This is a genomic window from Aminobacter aganoensis (genome assembly GCF_014206975.1).
GTDB classification, from domain to species: domain Bacteria; phylum Pseudomonadota; class Alphaproteobacteria; order Rhizobiales; family Rhizobiaceae; genus Aminobacter; species Aminobacter aganoensis.
Genome location: NZ_JACHOU010000022.1, coordinates 1 through 22,417, shown reverse-complemented (window position 1 = coordinate 22,417; position 22,417 = coordinate 1). Strand labels below are relative to the sequence as shown.

Here is a 22,417-nt window from a genome sequence, read left to right as displayed (position 1 = left end):
AAACCTGCCATTTCTTATTGGCGTAGCCAACGCAACTCGATAGACCGCCTTGGGGGCGTTCCGATAGTCCGCCTTTTTTTGCGTGCAGCTGCGAGGGGGGCAATGAGCACAAGCATCAAACGGGGCGAGGGTTTCACAGCAACCGAGCGGACATTGGCGGGATTTGCCGATCGGTCATTCCTGCGGCTTTGGTCATATCCCAACACGTTCAACGATCGCACGAAGAGCTCAACCGGAGGCGGCCAGGAATTTGCTGACCTCATGGTCGTGTTTGGTCCGCACATACTTATTTTCAGCGACAAGGATGCAACTTGGCAGGCAGATAAGCCGGTTGGATTGGCCTGGAGCCGATGGTACAGACGCGCAGTGAATGCGTCGATCGGCCAACTGGTGGGAGCCGAGCGTTGGCTTGACCTGCATCCGGATCGGATTTTCATCGACAAGCAATGTGAGCAAAGACTTCCAATTTCTCTTCCACCCAAAGAAGAGCGAATCACCCATCTCATTGCGGTGGCGAACGGTTGCAACGCCGCAAGCCGAAAGTACTTCGGGCATGCGCGTGGAACATTCATGATTGAACCGTCCCTAAAGGGCGGGAGCCATGTTGATCTCGATCGCAAGAACTTCCGACCCTTCACAGTGGGGGACACGAACCCGGACGGCACGTTCGTGCATGTGTTCGATCAGGCAGGTCTCGAGCTCGTGATGCGCGAGCTGGACACCATCACCGATTTCACAGATTACCTCCAGGCTCGGGCTCGGCTCCTCAGATCTGGCCGCCTGGCAATTGCTGCGGGTGAGGATGACCTGATCGCCACCTACATGATGAACGCTTTCACAGACGGCAAGGCTGCGTTCGTCCCCAAAAAATTAAGAATAAAGGCAAGACGTAGTGTCTTCGTTATTCCAGAAGGCCAGTATGAGACATACGCTTCTTCCACTATTTATCATCAATTCAACGGCGCAAAGGAATCATCGCGTCTTTGGGACCGAGTGATCGAGCTAATCTCTGACGATGTTCTGAAAGGGACGTCAATAGGGCTGCTGGGTTACGCTCCATCCACAGAATTGTCGGAGCGTGGTCTGCGCGTCATGGCCGCTGAGAATAGAATAAACCGTATCCACCTTGCTCAAATCTTGTGGTCGGCGCTTGAGCGCGCGGTCGACGAAGGATTTGCGCGGTTCATTCGGCGAGCCATAATCGGGAGAAGCCGCGGTGAGAGGAACGTGGGTTACGTCTTCCTTAGCGTTGCGCACGAAAAGAATTTTGGCACGCTAGATGAGTACCGCAAATATAGAGGGGGGATGCTGGAGACCTACTGCCTGGCATTTTTCTCCGAGCAGCCACAGCTTGAAACCGTTGTGGGTATCGCCCTCGACGTATACCGTGGAAACGGACAGATTAGGTCGAGATCAGAGGATCTGCTCGTGATGGATGCCCCTGACTGGACGCCAGAGCTAAGGGCGAGCTTAGCAACTAACAGAGAAGCGTTTGATCTTGCGGATCCGAAGGATCTGGAGAGCACGTTCAGACGTGGACGCCGAGTAAAAAGTCCATTCCGTGTCAAGCGGCATAAGCACCGATAGCGAGCGTGGCAGATCAACAGCGGCTATTGCCTACTGTCGCCCTAAACCGGTCACACCGCTCTCGGCCCCCCTCACGCGCAAGACGTTCCGATCGTTTCTCCAATGGCCAAAGTAGGCCGAAGGAGAACGACAATGGGTATTTCACAATATGATCCCGCAGCCAAAGGTCGGCCGGCGTGGAACGCAGGTAAGCAGGTCGGCGTCAAACGACCGCTCAAAGTGAAGCAGATATGGCTGATCCGGTTTTTCCTGGATCGCGAAGGTCGGATGCGTGATCGAGCCTTGTTTGATCTGGCAATCGATAGCAAGCTTCGCGGTTGCGACCTTGTGAAAATGAGGATCGGGTCGCTCGTGTCCGGCCCGGCGATACGGAACCGATCGATGGTGATCCAGCAGAAGACGGGAAGGCCGGTTCAGTTCGAGATCACAGCGGATGCGAGGGCAAGTTTGCTCTCTTGGCTCGAGCGTCGCGGCGGCAGTATCGACGACTTTGCTTTCCCTAGTCGAGTTAATCCCGAAGGGCATTTGAGCACCCGGCAATATGCACGGCTGGTCGATGAGTGGGTGACGGCAATCGGGTTGCCATCAGAAGAGTACGGGACACATTCGCTCCGCCGCACCAAGGCGGCACTCATTTACAAGGCGACCGGTAACCTTCGAGCCATTCAAATCCTGCTTGGACACACCAAGATAGAGAACACGGTTCGCTACCTTGGCGTTGATATCGATGATGCCCTAACTTTGGCCGAAACGACCGAAATCTGAAAGTCGTCTCGATTGCGGCCCCGCCAGATTTTTGCGGGGTCGCGTTCTAGAACCGCCCTCATTTGAGACGCTATGGCAAACTTTGATTTCACCCAGCAGCAGACTTAGACAGCATACCCTCGGCCCCGCCTTTGCGCTCCAGCCGTTCAGCTCTACTCGACGGCTACCGTCCTGTGCTAGGCTTTTCATACTGTTTACGATGTATGAAACGCGGTCGCTGTTCCACAATCGGGCGAATAACTATGGGTTACCTCTACTTTGATGAAAGTATCCAAGAGCGAGGCGAATTTATTGTTGGCGCTTTCGTCTATTCCGATCAGGACCTAAGTCCGGCCGTCGACGCAGCGATTTCGAAGTTGGGTCTGGTGCCTAAGGTCGATGAGTACAAAAGCAGCGCAAAGATGCAGGGAAACAAGCAGTCACAGCAGCTAAGGGTTGCCATCTACGGCCTGTTGCGAAGTACGCGAATTGCCGTCCTCGTGTTGCCGAGCAGAGAAAGGGCGTCGATTGGCGCCGAAGCGGCCAAAGCCCTAAGCAAGCTAATCGAAGCTAACGGCTTAGCATTGGAACGCCATGCGGCATTTTTCGACGAAGGGATCGAGATTCCCGACAGCCAGATCGAGGCTCTTTCGGAAAGAGCCAACGGGGGGTGCCAAATATACACGAACCAAGATTCAAGACTGACCTCTGGCATTCAGGTCGCGGACCTGGCGGCCCATTACGCGGGCACGGTGCTGGCGGCACAAATGGGCATCGCCACTAAGAAGGTGAAGGCTGGCGTAAATTCTGGGTACGATCCGGATTTGGAGATCGAACTCGGATTTGAGATATGGGCTAGGCTCCGCTACGCTTTCTTCAAGCAGTCCAGGGAGATCGATGACGACATCGACAGTTCGGACGTGATCGGGATGGCCACGCTGAACGTCAGAGGCTTCGGTCTCTTTGTTTCGGATCTGTGTGGAAGCGAACTGTCGAAGGCAGCCGATCAACGGTTCGGCACGTGTTACCTAGGGTGCATCCACTAAAAGTCTGGACTTTGGCAAATACTTAGAGCCCAATGGCTGCCGGGCTGGTTTTACCGAGCCCAACCGGCTCAATAACTGGCATGAGCGTGCCGGGCGCCTGCAGAGGATTGCTGAGCCGCAAGGCGGCGGTTCACCAAGTGTCCGCCAACCAACAGCTGCAGTCCTCTACCGGGCGCCAACCTGACTTCCGCGTCGCGCCTCCATACCAGTCGTTCGTGTTCTATGTCTGGCATCCTGGAAACAGACACGCGGCTTTTCTGCACTCGTTGTTGATCGTATTGGTATTGTCGTGCCACTCTCGCTCACCCTGGGGGTTCATTTGTCGCTTTTGTGGTAAGGCGGATTTTCCCTATAGGTTTTCCACGGGCGGGCACGGTGACAGCAAGGCAGAAGGCGAAATCCTCGGAAGAAAAACGAACAGCCAAGAAAAAAGAGGTGACCGCTACCAGACGGTCTACCGCCGGGACGGGCTTTGACTTCGAGGACAGCGTAGCCGCGCAATTTGTATTGTCGTCGCTCGCTGGACGCGGCCTCCCGGTCGAGGGCAATCTACAGCGTCTCCAAATGCAGACCGGCACGCTGCAATGGGATATCGATGACCTGCTCGTGACTGCGCAGGACAAGGCGGTGGCGCGGCGACTTGCCGTCTCGTGCAAAGGCAATGTGCAGGTTTCGGCAAATGGTCTGCCGGAATCGTTTGCTCAGCAGGCTTGGCGACTCTGGACCACGACTGACAGCCCGTTCGACAGATCGACGGACCGCCTGGCGCTTGCTACCCAGGGAGCGCACGACGTTTTCCAGAGTGCGTGGAGCGACATCAAGAAATTCACGGCCGGTGCCGATACGGCTCTAGCCCTGGCGCAGATCAAGGCCAATCCACGCTACAAGAGAATTTTCGATAGCCTAAAGGCGGCGGCGGTAACGGCCGTCACGGACGCCGACGTTCTTGGGCTCATCGGCTGCATTGATGTTTTGCCGTTCGATTTCCAGCGGGTGCCTTCGAAGGACGAAGGCGATGCCATCGCCGTTGCGCTCTCGCTTCTGGCGGGCGGTACTGCGCAGGACGCCAAAAGGCTTTGGGAAGAGATCGTCGGTCGCGCGCGAGAAACTCGCTTGGGCAGCGGTACGCTGGATATAGCGGCTCTGAAACGGTGGTTGCGGCCCCGCTTCGCGCTACGGGATTTTCCGGACTACGAGCCGAGCTGGGCTCGCCTTCGGGCGCTGAGCGCGGAGACGGAGAGCCTTGTCCAAACAGCTTTACCTTCAGGGGCACGCCTCGACTTCAGGTCCGAATGCGACCAGCTTCTGACGCAGCTTCGAGGAAAGCCGTGCATCGCGGTCTACGGAGATTCGGGGACCGGCAAGTCTGCTTTGGTGAAGGCTTTCCTTGATACGCACTTTCCTACAGCAACGCGGGTATGGCTTGCACCGGAACATCTTGAGCTAGCGTTGAACGAAGCAGAACGCGCGCGCTTCGGACTCGCTCATCCCCTTATCCGCGTCCTCGACGCTGCCGTAACGGCTGAGAACTTTCTTATCATCGATTCAGCGGAACGCCTTTCGCCTGCGTCACGCCTCAAGGCCCAACAGTTGGTCAAGCAACTGCTCGAAATGACTGGCTCGGAACCTCCGCTTGCGTGGCGCGTGATCCTCATTGGGCAAACCGAGTTTTGGGCAAGCGGCGAGCTGTCGAAGATTGCCGGCACTCCGTCCTTGGCGCGATGGGAGGTTCGGGCACGATCCGCAGGCGATGTTACGGCCGTACTGCGTGTCAGCGCCGGACTTGAGTGGCTTGCATCTCACCACGACGCCCTCATTGCCCTGACAAACCTGAGAACGCTCGCTTGGGTGGTTCAAGCGGCAGGGGTGTTTCAGGATGACAGCGGCGCGGCTCCCACCTCTATGGTGGCTATTGCCGAGAAGCTTTGGGCGCACTGGACATCAGGTCGGACGGCGCTCGAAGGATTCTTGATACGGTTAGCGCTGCGCGATGCGGCCTTCGAGCATAGCGTTCCCGTCAGCACCCTCGACGCGGCGGACGCGACTGCGTTCGACGGACGGCCTCCGCAGTGCCCGGTCAGGCGAAATCCCGCTAATAATCACGTACAGTTCGAGCATGATCTTGCAGCGGATTGGGCACGCTTCCAAAGGCTGAAAGAGATCGCGTTCGACACGGCGCAGTGGGCCGCTTACGCAGAAAATCCGCTTTGGAATGGCGCACTGCGCATGCTGGGCCAGTTCCTTTTGCGGCAGCCGTCAGGCTCGCGAACGGCATGGGACGACGCCTTTGATCAAGTGGAGGCGGTGCAGGGCACCCTTCCGCTCGCGGATGACATCTTGCTTGATGCGCTGTTCCTCGATCCAGAGGCGGTCGCCATCTTGGAAGTACGCGCCGACATGCTCTTTGCAAACAATGCAAAGCATCTCCAGCGCCTGTTGGCGAGGTTCGAGCATGTCGCAAGCGTGTCCGGCATCTCACCAGGTGCCGAGGGGCCGCTGAAGGACTATGGCGTATATCTTGAGGCGAAATTTCGCACGCCGATTATCGGGAGATGGCCTGCCCTCGCGGTGTTTCTTGGCCATCATCGCGAGCGCGTGGCAGACCTTGAACTTCCGCGCGTTTCGATTCTTTGCGAGCGCTGGCTCACCAGTATGCCGCTCACGTCGTCGGACGGAACGCCGTTTCCCTATCGGCGGGAGTTTGCGGAGTTGGCGCTTGCTGCCGCGCGCGCCCGTCAACTCAACGTTGCGAAAGGAGTCATGTACCTCGGCGACGACGACGGCATCTATGAGGCGGCCTTCGCCGGTGCGCAAGATCTCCCTGATGATGTGACGACCTGGGCGCTGGAGACGGCGCAGCGTCGCCCGATGCGTGCCGACCTGCAGGCGAAGTTGAATCAGCATCGCAAGGAAAAGGCTGCCGAGCACAGCCGCCGGATGGCGAGCGATGCCGAGTACCGCGAACGTCACGGCCGCAAGCGGAGCATTCCCTTCGTATCATCGGGTAGGAAGCTGCCACCTTGGCCGCTAGGACCTCAAGATCGAGTGGACAGGTCGTTTGAAAAGGCGGTTCGGTCGCAAACGTTTCAAAGCCTCATGCGCGCTCGGCCTGCGGAGGCAGCCGAAGTGTTGTTGGCTGTCTTGATCGAAGACTCGCCGGAAGAGAGCTACGGTTCGCGCGGGAGCTATCGCGAGGAATTGGGGCTTGCCAATGACGGCGAGGGCTACCCCACGGCTTACTGGAAGAGTCCGTTTTTCTCATTTCTACATGTCGACCCTGCCTCGGCAATCGACTCGCTTCTAAAGCTTGTCTCCTTTTGCATGGACCGCTGGGAGCATGAAGTTACCAGTCGTGGGGGCCGCTCGCCCGCGCCGATACTGATACGCTTGGACGATGGCACCGAGCGGCAGTTCCGAGGCCGCTACAGCGTCTTCGCGTGGTCGCAGGCGAGTGATCATTCCAACGGGCCGCTTTATTCGTCGCTGGCGGCGTTGGAGAAATGGTTATGTGGCCTAGTTGACCACGGGGCAGATGTCAGCAGCCACATCGATACGTTGATGCGACATGCGGATAGCGTCGCGATACTCGGCGTGATTATCAACGTCGGCAAGCGGTTGCCGGAGCTTTTTAGCGCCGTGCTGAAGCCATTGCTCACAGTCGCGCCATTCTACGAGTGGGACGAAAGGCGCGTCCGGGACAGCGAGTATAGCTTCGCCGGCACGATATGGATTCAGAGCGGCGAGATGGTCTTCGAAATGGCGCGCGAATGGCACGCTGCGCCTTACCGTCACAGGAATCTCATAGCCATCGTCAGTGAGCTGTGCCGCAAGGACCATGTGCTCGGTGACTTCGTCAATGCCGCCGCAGCCCAGTGGACACCGCCAGATGGCGACAAGGAGCGGATCGAGTTTCAGATCAGGGCCGCGCAACTCGACTACCGCAACTACCGGGCTGTAGTTGCGGGGGAGGACGAGCAGGTGGAATTTGTATGTCCGGCCGGGCTTGCTGCTGCCGTCTCCGGATTTGAACGGAGCAGGGGCCGGGCGCGGCAGATACTTGTTTTCCCTGAGAATTGCCGGCGCTTTCTTGCCGCGCCTGCGCCGCTACCGGCCGAGCAGATCACAGCAATCGCCGGTTTGATGGCTGCGGCAGATGGCGACGAGGATGTGGGGCTTGAGGAAGAGATGCTTCGGCCCGCGCGCGTCACGGCGGCGGTAGTGCTTCTCTTGGGTGCCAAGGAATGGCTGGCCTCGAACGAAGGTGTGCGCGACCGCACGCAAGCGATCGTGAACGCTGCGATGGAGGACACAGCTCTCGATAAGGACCGTTCCCGCTTTCGCTATTCCATGGCACCGAGCTACTTGGAGTTCGTCGCTTACCTAGTCTTTCACGAATGGCTCGCGGACCCATCGCTGGAAACCGATAGTGCGTTGTTGCGCGTCCTGACGAGCGGCGACGACCGCGCTGCGGCTGTAATCGCAGAGACGGCGTACATCCACCGAGCCACCTTAGGCGACAGATGGTGGCGGCTGCAGTACCTCGCGCTTCTGTGGTCGGGCTTGATGATCCTCAGACCGCGCTTTGATAGAGAGGACGGGCCGGATCAGAGCCGTTGGTTGCGGCGTGCGCGTTGGTTGCTCTCGCGGCGAGTATCGGGCGTGCCATGCACGGTCGATGACATCCGTCCCCTCGATGTGGCTAAGCGGGTTGAAGAGTTTGAAGCTCGCCAATGGGAGGAAGAATATCACCGTGACGGCCGAAGATTCACCCGAGATCGGTCCCGCCGGATGTCTGGCGCATTGGAGACGCATTTCCTCCGAATTGCGTTTGCGTGGCTGCTGATCGACAAAAATCTACCTGCGGAGGCGGCGGAGCTGGACGAGCGGCGGCAGTTGCTCAAGGCCTTCTGGGCTCACACCGCATGGCTGCTCGTTGGGAGCGAGAGCGAAACGTCTGGCGACTACTCCCCGATGAGCCAGTTCGGTTACAAATTGGTGGAAGCCATTGCGGGCATGGTCCTGGTGACGGACCCTGCCGAGACACCGTCGCTGTGGCAACCGATTTTCGATATTGGTCCTAGGGGCCATTATGCCATCGCGCACTTATTCAAGTGCATTTTTAGCCACTTCGAGGAGGACACGGATCCAGCGTTTTTCGCTGCGCGCTGGCGACCTATGATCGAGGCCGTCATGGCCGGGCGAGGCTGGGAGGGCGGGCCATGGTATCATCAGCAAAGTCTGGAAAGGCACGCGTTGAGCTTTGCGCGGTCGGACGCGCTGGCCCGGCCTTCGGCTTCAGCGAGGTTGATCGAACCGATGCGCGATTTGTATCGCGCGTGGGCTCTTAAGCGGCTGCCAGGCGATGAAGACAACCTCGCCGGGCTTTGCGGGTTCTTGTCGACGAAGGCAGGTCAGCCCATCCGCCTAGAGGGACTTGTGTGGATTGCCAACGCCATTCAGAGCGCTTCGGAACTCGCGCGGCTCGCCAACCAAGGTCCGGCTGCAGATCGACATTGGTATCGTGACAGGACCTCCGCAGCGTTTGTCGAGTTCCTGACCACTGTGGTCACCGAAAATGGGCCGGCTGCCGTGGCACAGCCCGAAATTAGGCAGGCGCTGATTGATCTGGTTGGCTTGGCCGTATCGAAACAATTGTCGGCGGCCTTCGCCCTTCAGGACCGGCTAAAGAGCTTACTTTAGGGCGCGTTATACCTTTCGATCACAATGCCTGAAGCGCCAAGCAAACGCTCATGCAGCCCGGCGGACTCAGATATACGCGCATTACCTTCGGGGTTACCGGAGGAAGTCTCAGCTAGTTACGTAGCGGCTAAGCCGTTAGGCTCAATCGTTCCAAGGAGTGAAGCGATGGCCAGCCCACCGAACGGAATCTACGATAGCTTCATCGAACAAGGTGTGTTCTGGCTCCCCGAGCATCCCAAGGATAAGGTCTCCGGCACTCTCAGCTATGACCCTGAGAACGGTGCGGCGCTCAAGCTCTTGGGCATCTTCGGCGAGTTGAGCGAAGGGTTCAAACGGACTTTTGGTGGCTCGCACGATGATGAAAAAGCGGTCATTCACGGCGAGACGGCGAAGGGGAAGCCCATCAGTCTCTTGCACGCCATTAACACCAATCGACAGTTCAACATGCCGGGCATCCCGAATGAGATCTGGAGTTCGAATTTGCTGGTGATCGGTGCGCACATGATGAGCGCAGATGACGAGGCGATCTTCCCCAAATCCTATTTCCGGTTCGACGAGATTGAGTCGTGGCTTGAGCACAGCCCGTTCACCGATACGTTCGACTCCAAAGCCAATACCCTCAATGTCCTTGCCGAGAAGCCGCGCGAGATAGCCTTTGCTTCGCACGCCGACTTCGATGTGAGCTCGGTTGGAAGCTTATACTCCAACAACGAACCAGCGACCCGTTTCGTCATCGACGTCACGACCCAGATGGCGATCGCCCCACGCGAGCCCCAGTCGCTCAACTGGCATCTCAATCGCGCGATACGTCTCCAGGAACTGGCATCCTTGTGCTCCGGCCGTTTCCTGCCACTCACGTCACTTGAACTCCGTGGACCCGATGTCGAACTCGGCGGAGGACTCACGCGGCCTGCCGAGGTGCATTTCTACGCACGGTTGATCCATGGTGAGGGGCGAGACGAAACCAAGTCCAAGCGCGACACCCCGATCGTGTCAGGTCCAGAGCTAATTCGCTTTAATCCTCAGGCGGTGCAGCTGTGGTTCGACCAGTTCGAGGCGTTTAGCCCGGCACTGGGCCTGTTCTTCACAATCACCGGCGCGCGGAAGATGTTCACGAATATCCGGCTGCTACTCGCGATCCAGGCGCTTGAGGTCTTCCATCGCCGCACTAGCGGCGAAACCGTTATGGCTGAGCAGAAATTCGTTGATTTCACCGAGGCGATGGTGGCGGCGATCCCCCCGGACACTGAACCCGACATGCGCGAGAAGCTCAAATCGCTGTATCGATTTGCAAATGAGCCGAGCCTCAAACAGAGGCTCCGGTCGATTGTTGCGTCGCTAACTGACGCATTCGGCGAGGCGCCGGGCGGCTTCGACGGCAAATTCCTGCGCAAGCTCGTCGACACCCGCAACTACTATACACACTTCTCACTAGATCTGAGCGAGCGGACCCTGGACGGCGAGGGCATGTATTGGGCGACGAGGCGGGTCGTGCTGTTGCTCACTCTGCTGGTCTTGCAACGCCTCGGGATAGCAGCGGGCGACATCAAGCCCCTTCTGCGTCGCCACCGTGAGTTCGCACAACTCTGGGCGAAGGCGGACCGACCAAGATGACGCCCACTTTTTCCGCTAACGGACCCGGTTAAGTCGAAAACAGGTGCTGAATAAACGGCAGGTTTCAGGTGCTGCGAAGTCCGGCGTGGACGACTGCCTCGAGGGTCGATTGCTGAACGGCAGTCATTCGCAGAACCCTCCCCACGACCGGACCGTCCGGAGACGGCCCCCCTTGAGCCCCGCCGACCACTCTTACCTAATCGGAGGCATGTTTGCGGCAACCAGTACGCGGTTCAGGTCGCGGATGCACTTGCCGCGTATCTCCTCAAGTTCGCAAGCGAGCCGATAGTCCCGGAAATCAAGGTAGCCACCGTGGTGCCTGATCGTTTCGTCCTTCAGACCCTGAGTTAGCTTCCCCCGCAGTTCACGAAGCCGCTTGTCTATCCTGCTCAGTCCTCGACGCCAGTCCGGATCGTCGATCTCGCGCCAGCCGCCAACGGCCTTGCGAATCACATGCCGAGTCTCTCGGTCGAGTAACTCGCCGGTCCGCATCGCGCGTTGCGTATCTTGAAGCGCTTGCAAAAACTCCTCGGTGGTCTCGCAATGTAGCGGGACTTCGAATGCCGGGCGATGAAACGCCATCGCGATGGTATGGAGGATCATGTCATCCAAGTCGCGGGCACTTCGCACTTGAATTACGTCACGATAATACCATCGCTGCAGTGACGGAAACCCGTTGAGATACGAAACACAGTCGTCCCACGACCAGACCATCGCAGTTCGATCCCGCCTTTCGTGCTTCCAGTCTTCGTTCAACTCATCCACGAGGCCCTGGACCTTGGTGTCGCGCTTCGCGGTTGTCGCCAAGATCCAGAGTGACAGCGACGGTGAGAAGGCAAGTGATTCCGCTGCGGCATCACGCAGGAATTGGCGGTTGATTGACCCGCCGGGCAAGGGATTTCCGTTTTCGTCAAGGTCCGAAAGGCGCTTGCACTGAATACCGTTCATACCGAAGCGACGGGACACGCAACGCCGTTCTGCGCCTGGCCGGGCCGCCCATACTGCTGTGCATTTGGTACATCATAGACTTCGCGTAGAAGCCCGACCGCGAGGTCCTCGAATTGCTGCCAAAAAAGCGGAGGTTGGAAGAATTGTGATATTGTACCCATCAGTCCCTCTTTTTGGCCATATACCCACGGCCACTTTCCCCCTGATCGCATTTCTGGGTAGCGTGAGATAGGCTTTGCAGAATGCTGGGCGTGTTCGGGCGCCATCGATTATGCAGAGCGATCCGCTGTAGCCTGCCGGAGGGCTGGGGCCAAGAGGGCGGCCGGCGTAGATCTATTGGGAGGCGTGGCGTGAACGACACAGACGAACTCATGACCCGCTATCTCGCCCTGCTTGATGAAGGGTACAATGAGCAGGTCTATCAAAGCTTCATCGAAACCAACACGCAGCTGGTGCCACGCGACTTCGTACAGAACCACGGCGTCCACTTGTATCTCGTGCTGCGGAAGCTGGGGTTCGGCGCCGATTTCAAGAGCGACTTCTTCTTCCTGTCGAAAAGCTCTGACGACTGGAATGCGGTTTTCATCGAGATCGAAGAACCGACCTCGCGCTTCTTTAAGGACGGCGGTCACGATTACCATCCGGATTTCGTGCACGCTCTGCAGCAGATCAGCAGCTGGCGGGCTTGGCTTTCGATCGAAGGTAACCTGCAGGCCTTCGTCAATCAGCTGATCACGATCCGCGTGCCGGCGACGATGCAACGCAATCCAACCTATCCGAAATTCGTGCTGGTGTTCGGCCGCCGCGCCGAGTACGCGGAGAGCGAATTGCGGCGCAGCCGTATTCGCGCGGAAGAGCGCGAAGACTTCAAGATCATCACGTTCGACAGTCTCGCGGAGGGCTTATCCAGCAAGCGAGAGTTGTGGCTCGGCGTCCGGCGCGCCGAGTTCACGGACCTTCAGAATGAGGAGGTCGTTGACAATAATCTCTTTATCTGGGCCGACCCTCATATGCTGACCGTCAGCGAAGGGCTGTACGAAAAGCTTGAGGCGGTCGTGGCCAAGAACACACCTTCGCCCTTCGGTACAACAGGACGGGGCCATCTTATGGGCAATTTCTATCCGGATGCGCTGAAGGTGAGGGTGCGCCGCCGAACGGCTGCGGGGGCGCGCTGAGGGACCATGGCCAACCAAGAACCGACTGCCGTCGAAGATAAGAAGTCTTTGCCCGCAGCGACTAAGGACCGGGTGGCCGCTGAGATCGAGAGCAACGGTCACACGGAGAGAACGGTATCAGAAGGGTTCATCACGGTCGCTGACCTGCCGCGCGGCCTCTACGACCACGAGGAGCACGTATCCGTGCGAGACCGCGGGCGGCGGCGGTATCATCCGTTTGCCTATGACTTCGACTCCACCCCGATGAGCCTCGACGATCCTGGTGAGCACTGGGAAGAGAAAGTGAAGGCGCTCCATATCGAAAACCGCAACAAAGCGATTGAGAGGCTCAAGGCCGAGTACGGTGAACGCCGCCACGCGCAGGTGATCCAGGACACTAAGGACCTTGGTTCAAAGGCGTTCTCCATCGTCAGTTATCATAACCTGATGCATGAACAGGCACGCCGCGCCTTTGTATCAGGGCTCTACTTCCCGGCCCTAGTCGCCGCGTGCGCCCTCGGCGAGCGCGTTCTCAACCACCTTATCCTAGACCTTCGGGATTACTACAAATCGTCGCCGCACTACCGCCGCATCTATCGCAGCGAGTCCTTCGATGACTGGCGGTTCGCCTTGCGCGTGCTGGGCGACTGGGGCGTCCTCCTACCTGAAGTCGGGCCAGCTTTTATCGAGCTAGCGGTGTTGCGCAACCGCTCCGTCCATTTCAACCCGGCGACCTACACCACGATGCGGGAGGACGCTCTATCGGCACTTAAAACGCTCGGCCGCATCATCCAATTGCAGTTTGGCGCGTTCGGCCGGCAACCGTGGTTCATCGAGAACACTCCCGGCGCACAGTTCATCAAGCGGGCATACGAGGACGTTCCCTTTGTAAAGACTTACATTGCGCCCTTAAGCGGATTTGTCGGCGTAGAATACGGCATGGACCTCACGGAACGGGGCTGGCGTCATCTCGACTACCACGACTATGGTCCTGGCGATCTCGACGACGATGAGTATGCGCGTCTCTACCGCGAGCGAGATCACAGCAAGGTCGTGACGCGCGAGATGGTGGAGCGCGCTGCACGTGCGCAGGTATCGGCTGCGGTCGAGGAAGGGGCGGAAAGCACCGATCCCAGAGGAGCCGCGCCTCAGGCATAGTCTCCACGGTGACCGCTTTCGTCGCGATTGGCGCTTCGGAGCCGAGCCCGATATTGCTGCGCACGCGCAGCGAAGCCGAATCGATATTGCAGGGGGCACGACCGCCATCCGACTTTCAAAATTTGAATCGGGCGGCCGAAACGGGTCGGCTACTGATTGGCAGCTATCCATCAATCGCGACCGAGACCAGACGGACCGCTTCCGGCCCCCTTTCTGACACCGGGTAGCAAACCATTGCGGGGGTCAGAACCCCAGCCCAACGTCCCAGTGGGGATGGCGTCCAAGCTTCGCGCACATGAAATCGACGAAAACGCGCACTTTTTGAGGAAGCATTTCTCGCCGAGCATAGAACACGCTGAAATGACGATCGGTGCGAATGTTGTGGGTGAGAACAGCTTCCAGACGGCCAGATCGCAGATCGTCGGCGATCTCTGCCGTCGAGCGCATTGAGAGACCGGCACCGGCAAGGGTCCATTGGTGCAGCGCTTCCGCGCTGTCGGAGTCGAGCGCACCCTTGCCCTTCATATCCAACGATGTGTGCAGATCGCCTTCTTGAAAATGCCAGCGATACTCCTTTGTGCCGGGGAAGCGCAGCAACAGGCAGCTATGATTGAGCAGATCTGCCGGTACCTGCGGCCGGCCATGCCGCTCGAAATAACCTGGAGACCCGCAAACGACGCGCCGGTCGATCGCGAGCTTGCGCGCCACGAAGCTCGTTTCTCTCATTGCCAGGTTGCTGATGGCCATGTCGAAGCCAGCCGGCAAGAGATCGATACTGCGATCGGTGAGTTGCAGGTGGACGTGAACGTTGGGGTATCGCTCGTGGAACTCCAATATGATCGGGCAAATCTGTATCCGGCCGAAGAGAGTAGGGGCGGTGATCTTGAGGTAGCCGCGAGGTTCGTCGCTCAAGGTCGACAACGAGCTTTCGAGCAGACTGATGTCGCTCAGAATGACCCGGGCCTTTGCGTAGTATTCAGTGCCTGCCTCGGTCAGCTCAATCTTGCGCGTTGTCCGGTTCAGAAGCCTGACGCCCAGCCGTTCCTCGAGCTTGTTCAAGCGTTTTGTGACCGCGCCCGGCGTCATCCGCAATTCGCGTCCTGCCAGGGTCAAGCTCGAGCATTCCACCGCCTTGGCGAATACGGTCATGTCGCTCACTTCGACCAAAAAAGCGCACTCCATTTTTGAGAAATTTTCAAGAAAGCTTATAAAAGCTTTCGATACTCGGCAACGGGCCGCCCTGCTAACGTAACCAAATAAGAGGGCGAGCAAGCCCCATGGAGCAAGCCGATTGGTAGGGCTTGAGAGCTGACCGACGCCGGTCCGCACTACCAGCGCAGTGCAACTCATGAACGAACGGCTGCCTCATTTATGTGAGGCGCGGAGCCGGATCGCAAACAAGGACTGATGCCGGCGCTTGCTCGGCAGCAGAAGGAGAGGTCATGACCCAAACCGCACCCGTTGCCGACCAGGCTCCATCTGGAAAACCCAGCTTTTGTGACTCCGACGGGCCGTCACAAGAAGCCATTGCCGCCTTCTATGACGGCATGAAGCCCTTTTGGCATCCTGTACTGTCCGAAGCCGACCTGCCTGAACACAAGATTGTACGTGTCGAGTTGCTGGGCATCGGCATCGCACTTGCAAGGCTCAATGGACAGGTTGTTGCATTGCGTGATCTGTGCAGGCATTTCCAGGCCCGGCTTTCACTTGGCGAAGTCATCGATCTTGATGGCCTGCAGCATGTGATGTGTCCCTACCATGGGTGGTCCTACGGGTCGGACGGGCATTGCAAACGCATTCCGCAATTGCTCGAAGGCCGCAAGATTCCGCCGAATGCGCGTGTCGATTCCTACAAGGTTGCGATCAGATACGGGCTGATCTGGGTCTGCCTCGATGACGAGCCGAAATTCGACATCCCGGACTATCCGGAATGGGGCGACGATACCTTCCGCACAGTCGTCATGAAGGAAGAGCAGCCGTCGAAGACCTCCTCGATCCGCATGATCATGGGTACGCTCGACGACACCCACTTCCCGTGGGTCCATCAAGGTATCCTCGGCAGTCGGGATGAGCCCGCCGCACCGGATCACAAGGTATGGCGCGAGGGCCAGTATCTGGTCCTGCAATACGACGTCGAGCAGCCACCGAACCTGGCCACCACCGACATGTCCGCCGAGGGTGCTGACAAGGTCGAGAAGATTGCTCTGCGCTATACCGATTATGTCGGCATGCCCAATGTTATCCGCCTCGTGAAAGACAGCGACGCGGGCCGCTACGTCGTCTGGTTGGCTACCTGTCCCAGCGCCTACAACCGCACGACCAATTTCTGGGCCTTCTCCCGCAACTACGACATGAATCCTGGCCGCGATTCCATTTACGAGGAGTTCTCAGCTCATGTGAGGTCGCAGGACAAGCCGGTGATCGAGAGCCAGAGGCCATGGCTGTTGCCGCCCTTCTGGACGCAGATCGAACTCCCGCTCGGCCCGGCGGACAAGCCGTTGATGGAGTTCCAGCGCTGGCTCGAGGAGCTCGGGATCGTCAGCGGAATTTGAGACCAATCTGGGAGGAAGCGGTCCAATGGCAACCCACCAACATCACGCCGATCACTACGCCGTCGAAATGCTGTCGATCAGCAAACGGTTCGGACGATTTGTCGCCAACAAGGATGTCACGCTGCGGGTTCGCCGTGGGGAAATCCATGCACTGCTCGGGGAGAACGGAGCCGGCAAGTCAACCTTGATGAACATGCTCTACGGTCTGCTTAAGCCGGATAGCGGGAGCATAAGAGTAAATGGCAGCGAGGTTCGCTTCGACTCGCCACAGGCTGCCAAGGCAGCAGGCATCGGCATGGTGCACCAGCACTACATGCTGGTCCCAACGCTTACGCCGCTGCAGAACATCATCCTGGGCGATCGCGCGAAATTCGTCCTGTCGGAGCGACATCTCGAACAGGTTCGCGGTCAACTCAAGGATTTGATTGTCAAGTATGGCCTAACCGTTCGGCTGGATGTGCCGATCTGGCAGCTTTCTGTCGGCGAACAACAACGGGTCGAGATCTTACGCGCCCTCTACCATCAGTCGACGATCCTCATTCTTGACGAACCGACGGCGATGCTGACACCAAAAGAGGTCGAGCAGCTTCTGCCGCGGCTCAAGGCACTCGCGGCCGAAGGCACGTCCATCATCATCATTTCGCATCATCTCCACGATGTGCTGACGATTGCCGACAATGTGACCGTCCTGCGGGCAGGCGAAAATGCCGGGACACTGCAGGCCGCCGATACCGACGCACGCAGCCTGGCCCGGATGATGGTCGGCCACGTTGCGGACTTTCAGCGCCCCGCTGACAACAGGATCGCGCGTGCAACGAGTGGTGAAGCGCCACAGATGCGCCTGGTCGCTGAAGGTCTGAGCGCCGAGGGCGATCACGGCCAGAACGCATTGGAAGACGTCAGCTTCGAACTGGGAGCAGGGGAGATCGTCGCCATTGCCGGAGTGTCGGGCAATGGGCAGACGGAACTCGAGGAAGTTCTATTCGGCCTGCGGGAGAGCACCACCGGGAGGCTTATGCTCTCCGGCGCAGATATCATCCGCACCGATCCGGGCCAGCGGGCCAAGGCAGGCATGGCGTACATCCCTTCTGATCGTTACCGTTACGGACTGGTTCGCGACATGGCCGTCTCCTCGAATCTGGTCGTCGACCGCTTCAGGGAAAAACCTTTTGCCCACCGGTGGCGGCTCTCGCTCGATACCATCCAAAGTCATGCGCGCGATTTGATTGGCCGCTTCGCGATCAAGGTGAAGTCGCCGCAGCAGCCTGCAGGAACCTTGTCGGGCGGCAACGCTCAGCGCGTGGTGCTTGCTCGTACCCTGTCGCGAGACATTACCACCCTTGTCGCTGCACAACCCGCGCGCGGCCTCGATGTGGGTGCCGTTTCCTTTGTCTGGGAGAAGCTGAGCGCCGCCCGGGACAATGGCGTTGCCATCCTGCTGATTTCGACGGAACTCGACGAGGTCTTCGCACTCGCCGACCGCTGTTACGTCATCTACCGCGGCAAGTTGATCGGCCATTGGCATCGCAACGAATTTGATCGCGAGGCGGTAGGCCTCGCCATGGGCGGCATGCCTCATGCCAATCAATCTTCGAACACAGCAGCGCTGGGAGCGGTCCATGTCCACTAATCTAGCGCCACCTGTCGCCGCGGCCGCGCCGCCGCCTGCAACGATCACGCGCCTACTCCCCCGCCTCAAGGCAATCGCCATATCGGGTATCGCCTGTGCTGCGGCCCTGATGTTGGGCGGACTGCTATTCAAGGTATCGGGTGTCGATCCTTTGGCTGCCTACGCGACCATGTTGGAAGGCGCGTTCGGTTCATGGTTTGCATTTGCTCAGGTGCTGACACGCACGGTGCCGCTACTGATCATCGCAGTTGGCCTGATCGCGGTGTTCCGGGCCAACATCTGGAACATCGGCGCCGAGGGCCAATTTTTGATCGGCGCGCTCGCCGGCGGCTTCGTCGCGATCGAGTTTCCAGTTGAAAGCGGCTGGCTCTCCATACCCTGCGCCATGCTAGCCGGTTTTGCAGCAGGCGGCTGCTGGGGCGCTATCGTCGGGTGGCTGCGGGCCAAGTGGGAAGTTCATGAAGTCATTACGTCCCTTCTGCTCAACTTCATCGCGGCGCTTGTTTTCAGCTACCTGATCCGTGGTCCCCTGCGCGACCCGATGGGCTTTCTGCCGCAGTCCAAGGATGTTCCGGCCTTTTCACAGTTGCCGTTCATTCCAGGACTCGGCACCAATATCGGCCTGCTCGTCGCCCTGGCGCTGGTTGCTCTCTTCGCCTACCTGCTGTCCGCGACGCCTTACGGCATGAAGATCCGCATGATCGGCAGCAGTGCGAGTGTCGCCCGCGCCGTCGGCGTCGATCCATCCCGCATGACGATCGAGCTGATGGTGATCTCGGGTGGCCTCGCCGGTCTCGCGGGCGTCATTCAGGTGCTGGGCGTTCAATATGCCCTGCTGGAAGGCCTTTCTCCTGGCTTCGGCTTCACCGCGATCATGGTCGCTCTACTTGGCCGTCTCCACCCTGTCGGCGCCCTTGCGGCCGCGGTCGTTCTATCCGCCATCACCGTTGGTGGCAACGCGATGCAGATCACCCACGGCATTCCCGCATCCGCCGTGGCGACGCTCAGCGCACTTTTGGTTTTGTTCCTGCTGGTCAGCGATCATCTGGCAAAGCGAGCACGGGGTGTTGAACAATGAACATCGATTTCCTGATCCCGCTGCTTTCAATGGCGTTCGTGCTGAGCATTCCGGTCGGCCTGGCCGCTGTCGGCGAGTGTATCTGCCAACGCACCGGCCTGCTCAATCTCGGCGTCGAAGGCATGATGCTGATGGGCGCGCTGACCGCCTTCCTTGGCGCCTTCTATTTCGACAGCTCCTGGATCGGTGTGCTAACCGGCGTGGCTGGCGGCGTCTCCCTCGGCATCCTGATGGGTGTGCTGTGTATCTCAATCAAGGCCGAGCAGGTCGTCAGTGGCATCGTCGTCGTGCTGCTGTCGCTTGGTCTCACATCCTATCTTTATGGCAGCCTGTTCCACGTCGGCACGACGCCGCCGCGCATCGAGGGGCTGGCACTGCTTCATATCCCGCTGCTCAGCAACATTCCGGTCATCGGTCCGATCCTCTTTCAGCAGACGTCGTTGGTCTACGCGTCCTTGGCACTGATCGTGTTGCTGTCATGGATGCTTGAGCGCACCTCGCTGGGCCTCGCCCTGCAGGCTGTGGGCGAAAAGCCCGAAGCCGGCGATGCTGCCGGGCTCAGTGTGGATGGCCTGCGCTGGTTCGGCATCCTGATATCGAGCGCCATGGCTGGTCTCGGCGGTGCCGTGCTGATCATCGCGCAACTTCACCTGTTCGCCGATCACATCACCGCCGGCCGCGGGTGGATCGCCATCGCGCTGGTCATTTTCGGCCGCTGGAAGCCGCTATGGGTCTTCGCCGGCGCCCTGCTGTTCGGCGTTGTCGACGCGATCCAGCTCAAGATACAGGTCGTGGCTGGCGGCATAGACTCTGCCATTCCCTTCGAGCTGTTCCAGGCATTGCCCTACGTCATCACCATGGCCGTGCTCGTGCTTTCGGCCATGCGTGCCCGCAGGAATGCCCAGCCGTCCGCGCTCGGCATCCCCTTCATCAAAGGACAGAAACACTGAGTCCCAGAAAAGACGGGCGGATTGCCCGCATCAACAAAACAAACGGAGGAGAACATGCGTATTACTCAAAGCACCAGCTGCTCTCTGCTGATCCTGACCGCGGCCCTTTCGGTCAGTTCCGCTCATGCGGCGGAAAAGACCAAGGTCGCACTCGTTCTGCCAGCCGAGATCAACGATCTGTCGTGGAACCAGCGCGCCTACGAGGCGGCGAAGAAGCTGAGCGATGAAGGTAAGATCGAGTTTGCCTATAGCGAAGCGGTCAAACCCGACGCTACCACACTCGATCCGATCATCGCCGGATATGCCCAGCAAGGCTACCGACTGATCGTCACGCACTCCTTCACCTACGGCAAGTCCGTGGCTCGGATGAACGGGCAATTCGCCGACGTCAATTTCGCCTGGCCGGGCGGCATCGGCAAGACGGCTGAAAACCTCGCGGACTATGACCAACCCTTCTACCAGGGATACTATCTTGCGGGTGTCCTGGCCGGTGGAATGACCGAATCCGGTGTCATCGGCGCGGTCACCGGGTTCGACATTCCCGTATGCCATGCATCGATGGCCGCCTTCGAAGCTGGCGCCAGGAGCGTCAAGCCGGACGTAAAGGTTCTTTCGACTGTCACTGGCAATTTCGTCGATGTGGCCAAGGCCAAGCAGGCGGCGCTGGCCTTGGCCGATCAGGGCGCCGACTACTTCATGTCTTGCGGCCAGGGGGTCACGCTCGGCACGATTGAAGCGGCCAAGGAGCGCAATCTCGGCGCCACCAGCTACGTTGGCGACATGTCGAGTCTGGCGCCGAAGAATGTCTTCGCCTCCGTCGTCTGGAACCTCGACGTCCTGCTGGACAGGATGGTTGCTGACATCGGGGCGAACAGCTTCCGTCCGGGCAAGGCCTATTCCTTCGGCGTGCCGGAGGGCGGCATCTCGGTGATAGTCCATCCGGATTTCCACAGAAGGCCGTCGGCTGAAACGACCGCCGCCTTCGACAAGGCCCTGGTCGACATCAAATCCGGCACCCTGAAAGTCGCGTTCGTGCCGAAATAGTTGCGGGCGATCCTGAGCTTGGGGCGGGGAATGTCCCCGCCTTCCCAAAAAGACGGAAGAACACGATGGCAAAGACATTTTTATTGGGATGCAACGGTCGCGGTGCGCAGCACCTGCCAGGCAACCCACCTTCGATTGACGACCAGTTTCGGATGGTCAAGGAAAGCGGCGTTTTCGATTATTTCGATCGCCTGCCGCAGCCAGGCCTGGAGAAGGAATACATCGCCGCCGCGCAGAAGCACCACCTGCCGATCCTGACCGGCCTGTGGACCTACACCCTGGGCAGGGACGAAAAGCTGCTCGTCGACAATCTGCGGCTGACCAAGGAAGCGGGTGGCGAATGCCATAACATCATGCTGTACGCAACCCACGCTAGTGGCCATGCAATCAGCAACGAAGCCGTCGCCGATTTCTATCTGTTTGCCTATGACCAAGCGCGGCGCATCGGCATCGACATCACCTTCGAAGTACACATCTACATGTGGTCGGAAGACGTAAGGCGCGTGAACCAGGTCGCCGATCTGGTTCAAGCTCGCGGCGTGCCGTTCAATTTCCTGCTCGACCACAGCCATGTGCTCATAAAGCTCGACAATCCGGAAGAGCAGGAGCGCTGCGGCATGCGTGCGGCAGTCGAAGCCGGCGACATCATTCTCGATCCTTTCGAACCCGGCAACATCGTTGACGACTGGATCGGCAGAAACATGACACTCTGGCATGCAGTGCGTCCGGTCGCTCCCAACGGCCCGAAAAACCTCTGGGCGAAGGACGAACAGGGCAATGCCGGCCGTGCCTGTCAGTATCCGTTCATGCGGCCGCGACCCGGCGAATTTCATTCGGAATGGTTCGCCTACAAGCTGGAGCCGTTCAAGGAGGTCGTGAAGAAGGTGCTGCGGCATCACCGCGACACGCCGGACAGCCGTCTGCGCTACATCACGACCGAAATCATCGATCTCATCGATTACGGCCAGAACGCCAGATACTCGCTGTTCGAACAGAGCGTCGCCATCGGCGGATGGATCCGCGACCTCTGGCAGACCCTCAACGTTGAAGCGGCCAAAGACGACCGCTTCCCGGCCTTGGAGAAAATTGCATGAAAACCCGCGCCGCCGTAGCCGTTGGAGCCGGAAAGCCGCTCGAGATCATGGAGGTGGACCTGGAGGGTCCGCGCGAGGGCGAGGTGCTCGTCGAGATCAAGGCGACCGGCATCTGCCA

The 22,417-nt window shown here is 59.0% G+C and carries 15 protein-coding genes and 1 pseudogene; 14 read left to right on the top strand and 2 right to left on the bottom strand.

Annotation, left to right across the window (positions count from 1 at the left end; all coding sequences use genetic code 11):
* The first annotated feature begins 102 nt into the window (after window positions 1-102).
* The 5 genes from GGR00_RS25010 (at window position 103) to GGR00_RS24990 (ending at window position 10,691) form a co-directional block, all read left to right on the top strand.
* Window positions 103-1,587 (top strand): hypothetical protein, encoded by a 1,485-nt coding sequence (locus GGR00_RS25010; protein WP_184701994.1) that lies wholly within the window; start codon window positions 103-105, stop codon window positions 1,585-1,587.
* 132 nt (window positions 1,588-1,719) lie between these two features.
* On the top strand, window positions 1,720-2,352 hold the full coding sequence (locus GGR00_RS25005) for a tyrosine-type recombinase/integrase (protein WP_184701991.1): 633 nt from the start codon (window positions 1,720-1,722) through the stop codon (window positions 2,350-2,352).
* A gap of 242 nt (window positions 2,353-2,594) precedes the next feature.
* Window positions 2,595-3,377, top strand: a complete 783-nt coding sequence (locus tag GGR00_RS25000; RefSeq protein WP_184701989.1) for a hypothetical protein — start codon at window positions 2,595-2,597, stop codon at window positions 3,375-3,377.
* A 375-nt stretch (window positions 3,378-3,752) separates the two neighbouring features.
* Window positions 3,753-9,077, top strand: a complete 5,325-nt coding sequence (locus tag GGR00_RS24995; protein WP_184701987.1) for an ATP-binding protein — start codon at window positions 3,753-3,755, stop codon at window positions 9,075-9,077.
* Window positions 9,078-9,242: 165 nt separating this feature from the next.
* A complete protein-coding gene (locus GGR00_RS24990) occupies window positions 9,243-10,691 on the top strand; it encodes an ApeA N-terminal domain 1-containing protein (protein WP_184701984.1) in 1,449 nt (482 codons plus the stop codon).
* Window positions 10,692-10,883: 192 nt separating this feature from the next.
* On the opposite strand, the gene GGR00_RS24985 is transcribed toward GGR00_RS24990, so the two are convergent.
* A complete protein-coding gene (locus GGR00_RS24985; protein ID WP_184701982.1) occupies window positions 10,884-11,657 on the bottom strand; it encodes a hypothetical protein in 774 nt (257 codons plus the stop codon).
* 332 nt (window positions 11,658-11,989) lie between these two features.
* Between GGR00_RS24985 and GGR00_RS24980 the strand changes: the two genes are divergently transcribed.
* Together GGR00_RS24980 and GGR00_RS24975 are read left to right on the top strand one after the other, a co-directional pair.
* Window positions 11,990-12,814: a Shedu anti-phage system protein SduA domain-containing protein gene (locus tag GGR00_RS24980; protein WP_184701980.1), complete on the top strand. Its 825-nt coding sequence runs from the start codon at window positions 11,990-11,992 to the stop codon at window positions 12,812-12,814.
* Window positions 12,815-12,820: 6 nt separating this feature from the next.
* Window positions 12,821-13,951 (top strand): hypothetical protein, encoded by a 1,131-nt coding sequence (locus GGR00_RS24975; RefSeq protein WP_184701978.1) that lies wholly within the window; start codon window positions 12,821-12,823, stop codon window positions 13,949-13,951.
* Between the two features lie 243 nt (window positions 13,952-14,194).
* Here GGR00_RS24975 and GGR00_RS24970 read toward each other — a convergent pair whose 3' ends face one another.
* The gene (locus GGR00_RS24970; protein WP_184701976.1) at window positions 14,195-15,100 is read right to left on the bottom strand and encodes a LysR family transcriptional regulator; all 906 of its coding nucleotides are present in this window, start codon (window positions 15,098-15,100) and stop codon (window positions 14,195-14,197) included.
* Window positions 15,101-15,393: 293 nt separating this feature from the next.
* Here GGR00_RS24970 and GGR00_RS24965 point away from each other — a divergent pair, with 293 nt between their 5' ends.
* The 7 genes and pseudogenes from GGR00_RS24965 to GGR00_RS24935 all read left to right on the top strand — a co-directional run.
* Complete coding sequence (locus tag GGR00_RS24965) at window positions 15,394-16,503, top strand: aromatic ring-hydroxylating oxygenase subunit alpha (protein ID WP_184701974.1); 1,110 nt, start codon at window positions 15,394-15,396, stop codon at window positions 16,501-16,503.
* Between the two features lie 25 nt (window positions 16,504-16,528).
* Window positions 16,529-18,133 carry an ABC transporter ATP-binding protein gene (locus tag GGR00_RS24960; protein ID WP_184701972.1) on the top strand — a complete coding sequence of 535 codons (1,605 nt, stop codon included), beginning with the start codon at window positions 16,529-16,531 and terminating at the stop codon, window positions 18,131-18,133.
* Entirely contained in the window at window positions 18,123-19,211 is a 1,089-nt protein-coding gene (locus GGR00_RS24955) for an ABC transporter permease (protein WP_184701970.1), read from the top strand. The genes GGR00_RS24960 and GGR00_RS24955 overlap by 11 nt, the downstream gene beginning before the upstream one ends.
* Window positions 19,208-20,161, top strand: a complete 954-nt coding sequence (locus tag GGR00_RS24950; protein ID WP_184701968.1) for an ABC transporter permease — start codon at window positions 19,208-19,210, stop codon at window positions 20,159-20,161. The genes GGR00_RS24955 and GGR00_RS24950 overlap by 4 nt, the downstream gene beginning before the upstream one ends.
* Window positions 20,162-20,182: 21 nt before the next feature.
* Window positions 20,183-21,205: a BMP family protein gene (locus GGR00_RS24945; RefSeq protein ID WP_184701966.1), complete on the top strand. Its 1,023-nt coding sequence runs from the start codon at window positions 20,183-20,185 to the stop codon at window positions 21,203-21,205.
* Window positions 21,206-21,270: 65 nt separating this feature from the next.
* Window positions 21,271-22,299 (top strand): xylose isomerase, encoded by a 1,029-nt coding sequence (locus tag GGR00_RS24940; RefSeq protein ID WP_184701964.1) that lies wholly within the window; start codon window positions 21,271-21,273, stop codon window positions 22,297-22,299.
* Window positions 22,296-22,417, top strand: a pseudogene (locus tag GGR00_RS24935) (S-(hydroxymethyl)glutathione dehydrogenase); the annotation flags it as partial. The gene GGR00_RS24940 and the pseudogene GGR00_RS24935, both read left to right, overlap by 4 nt.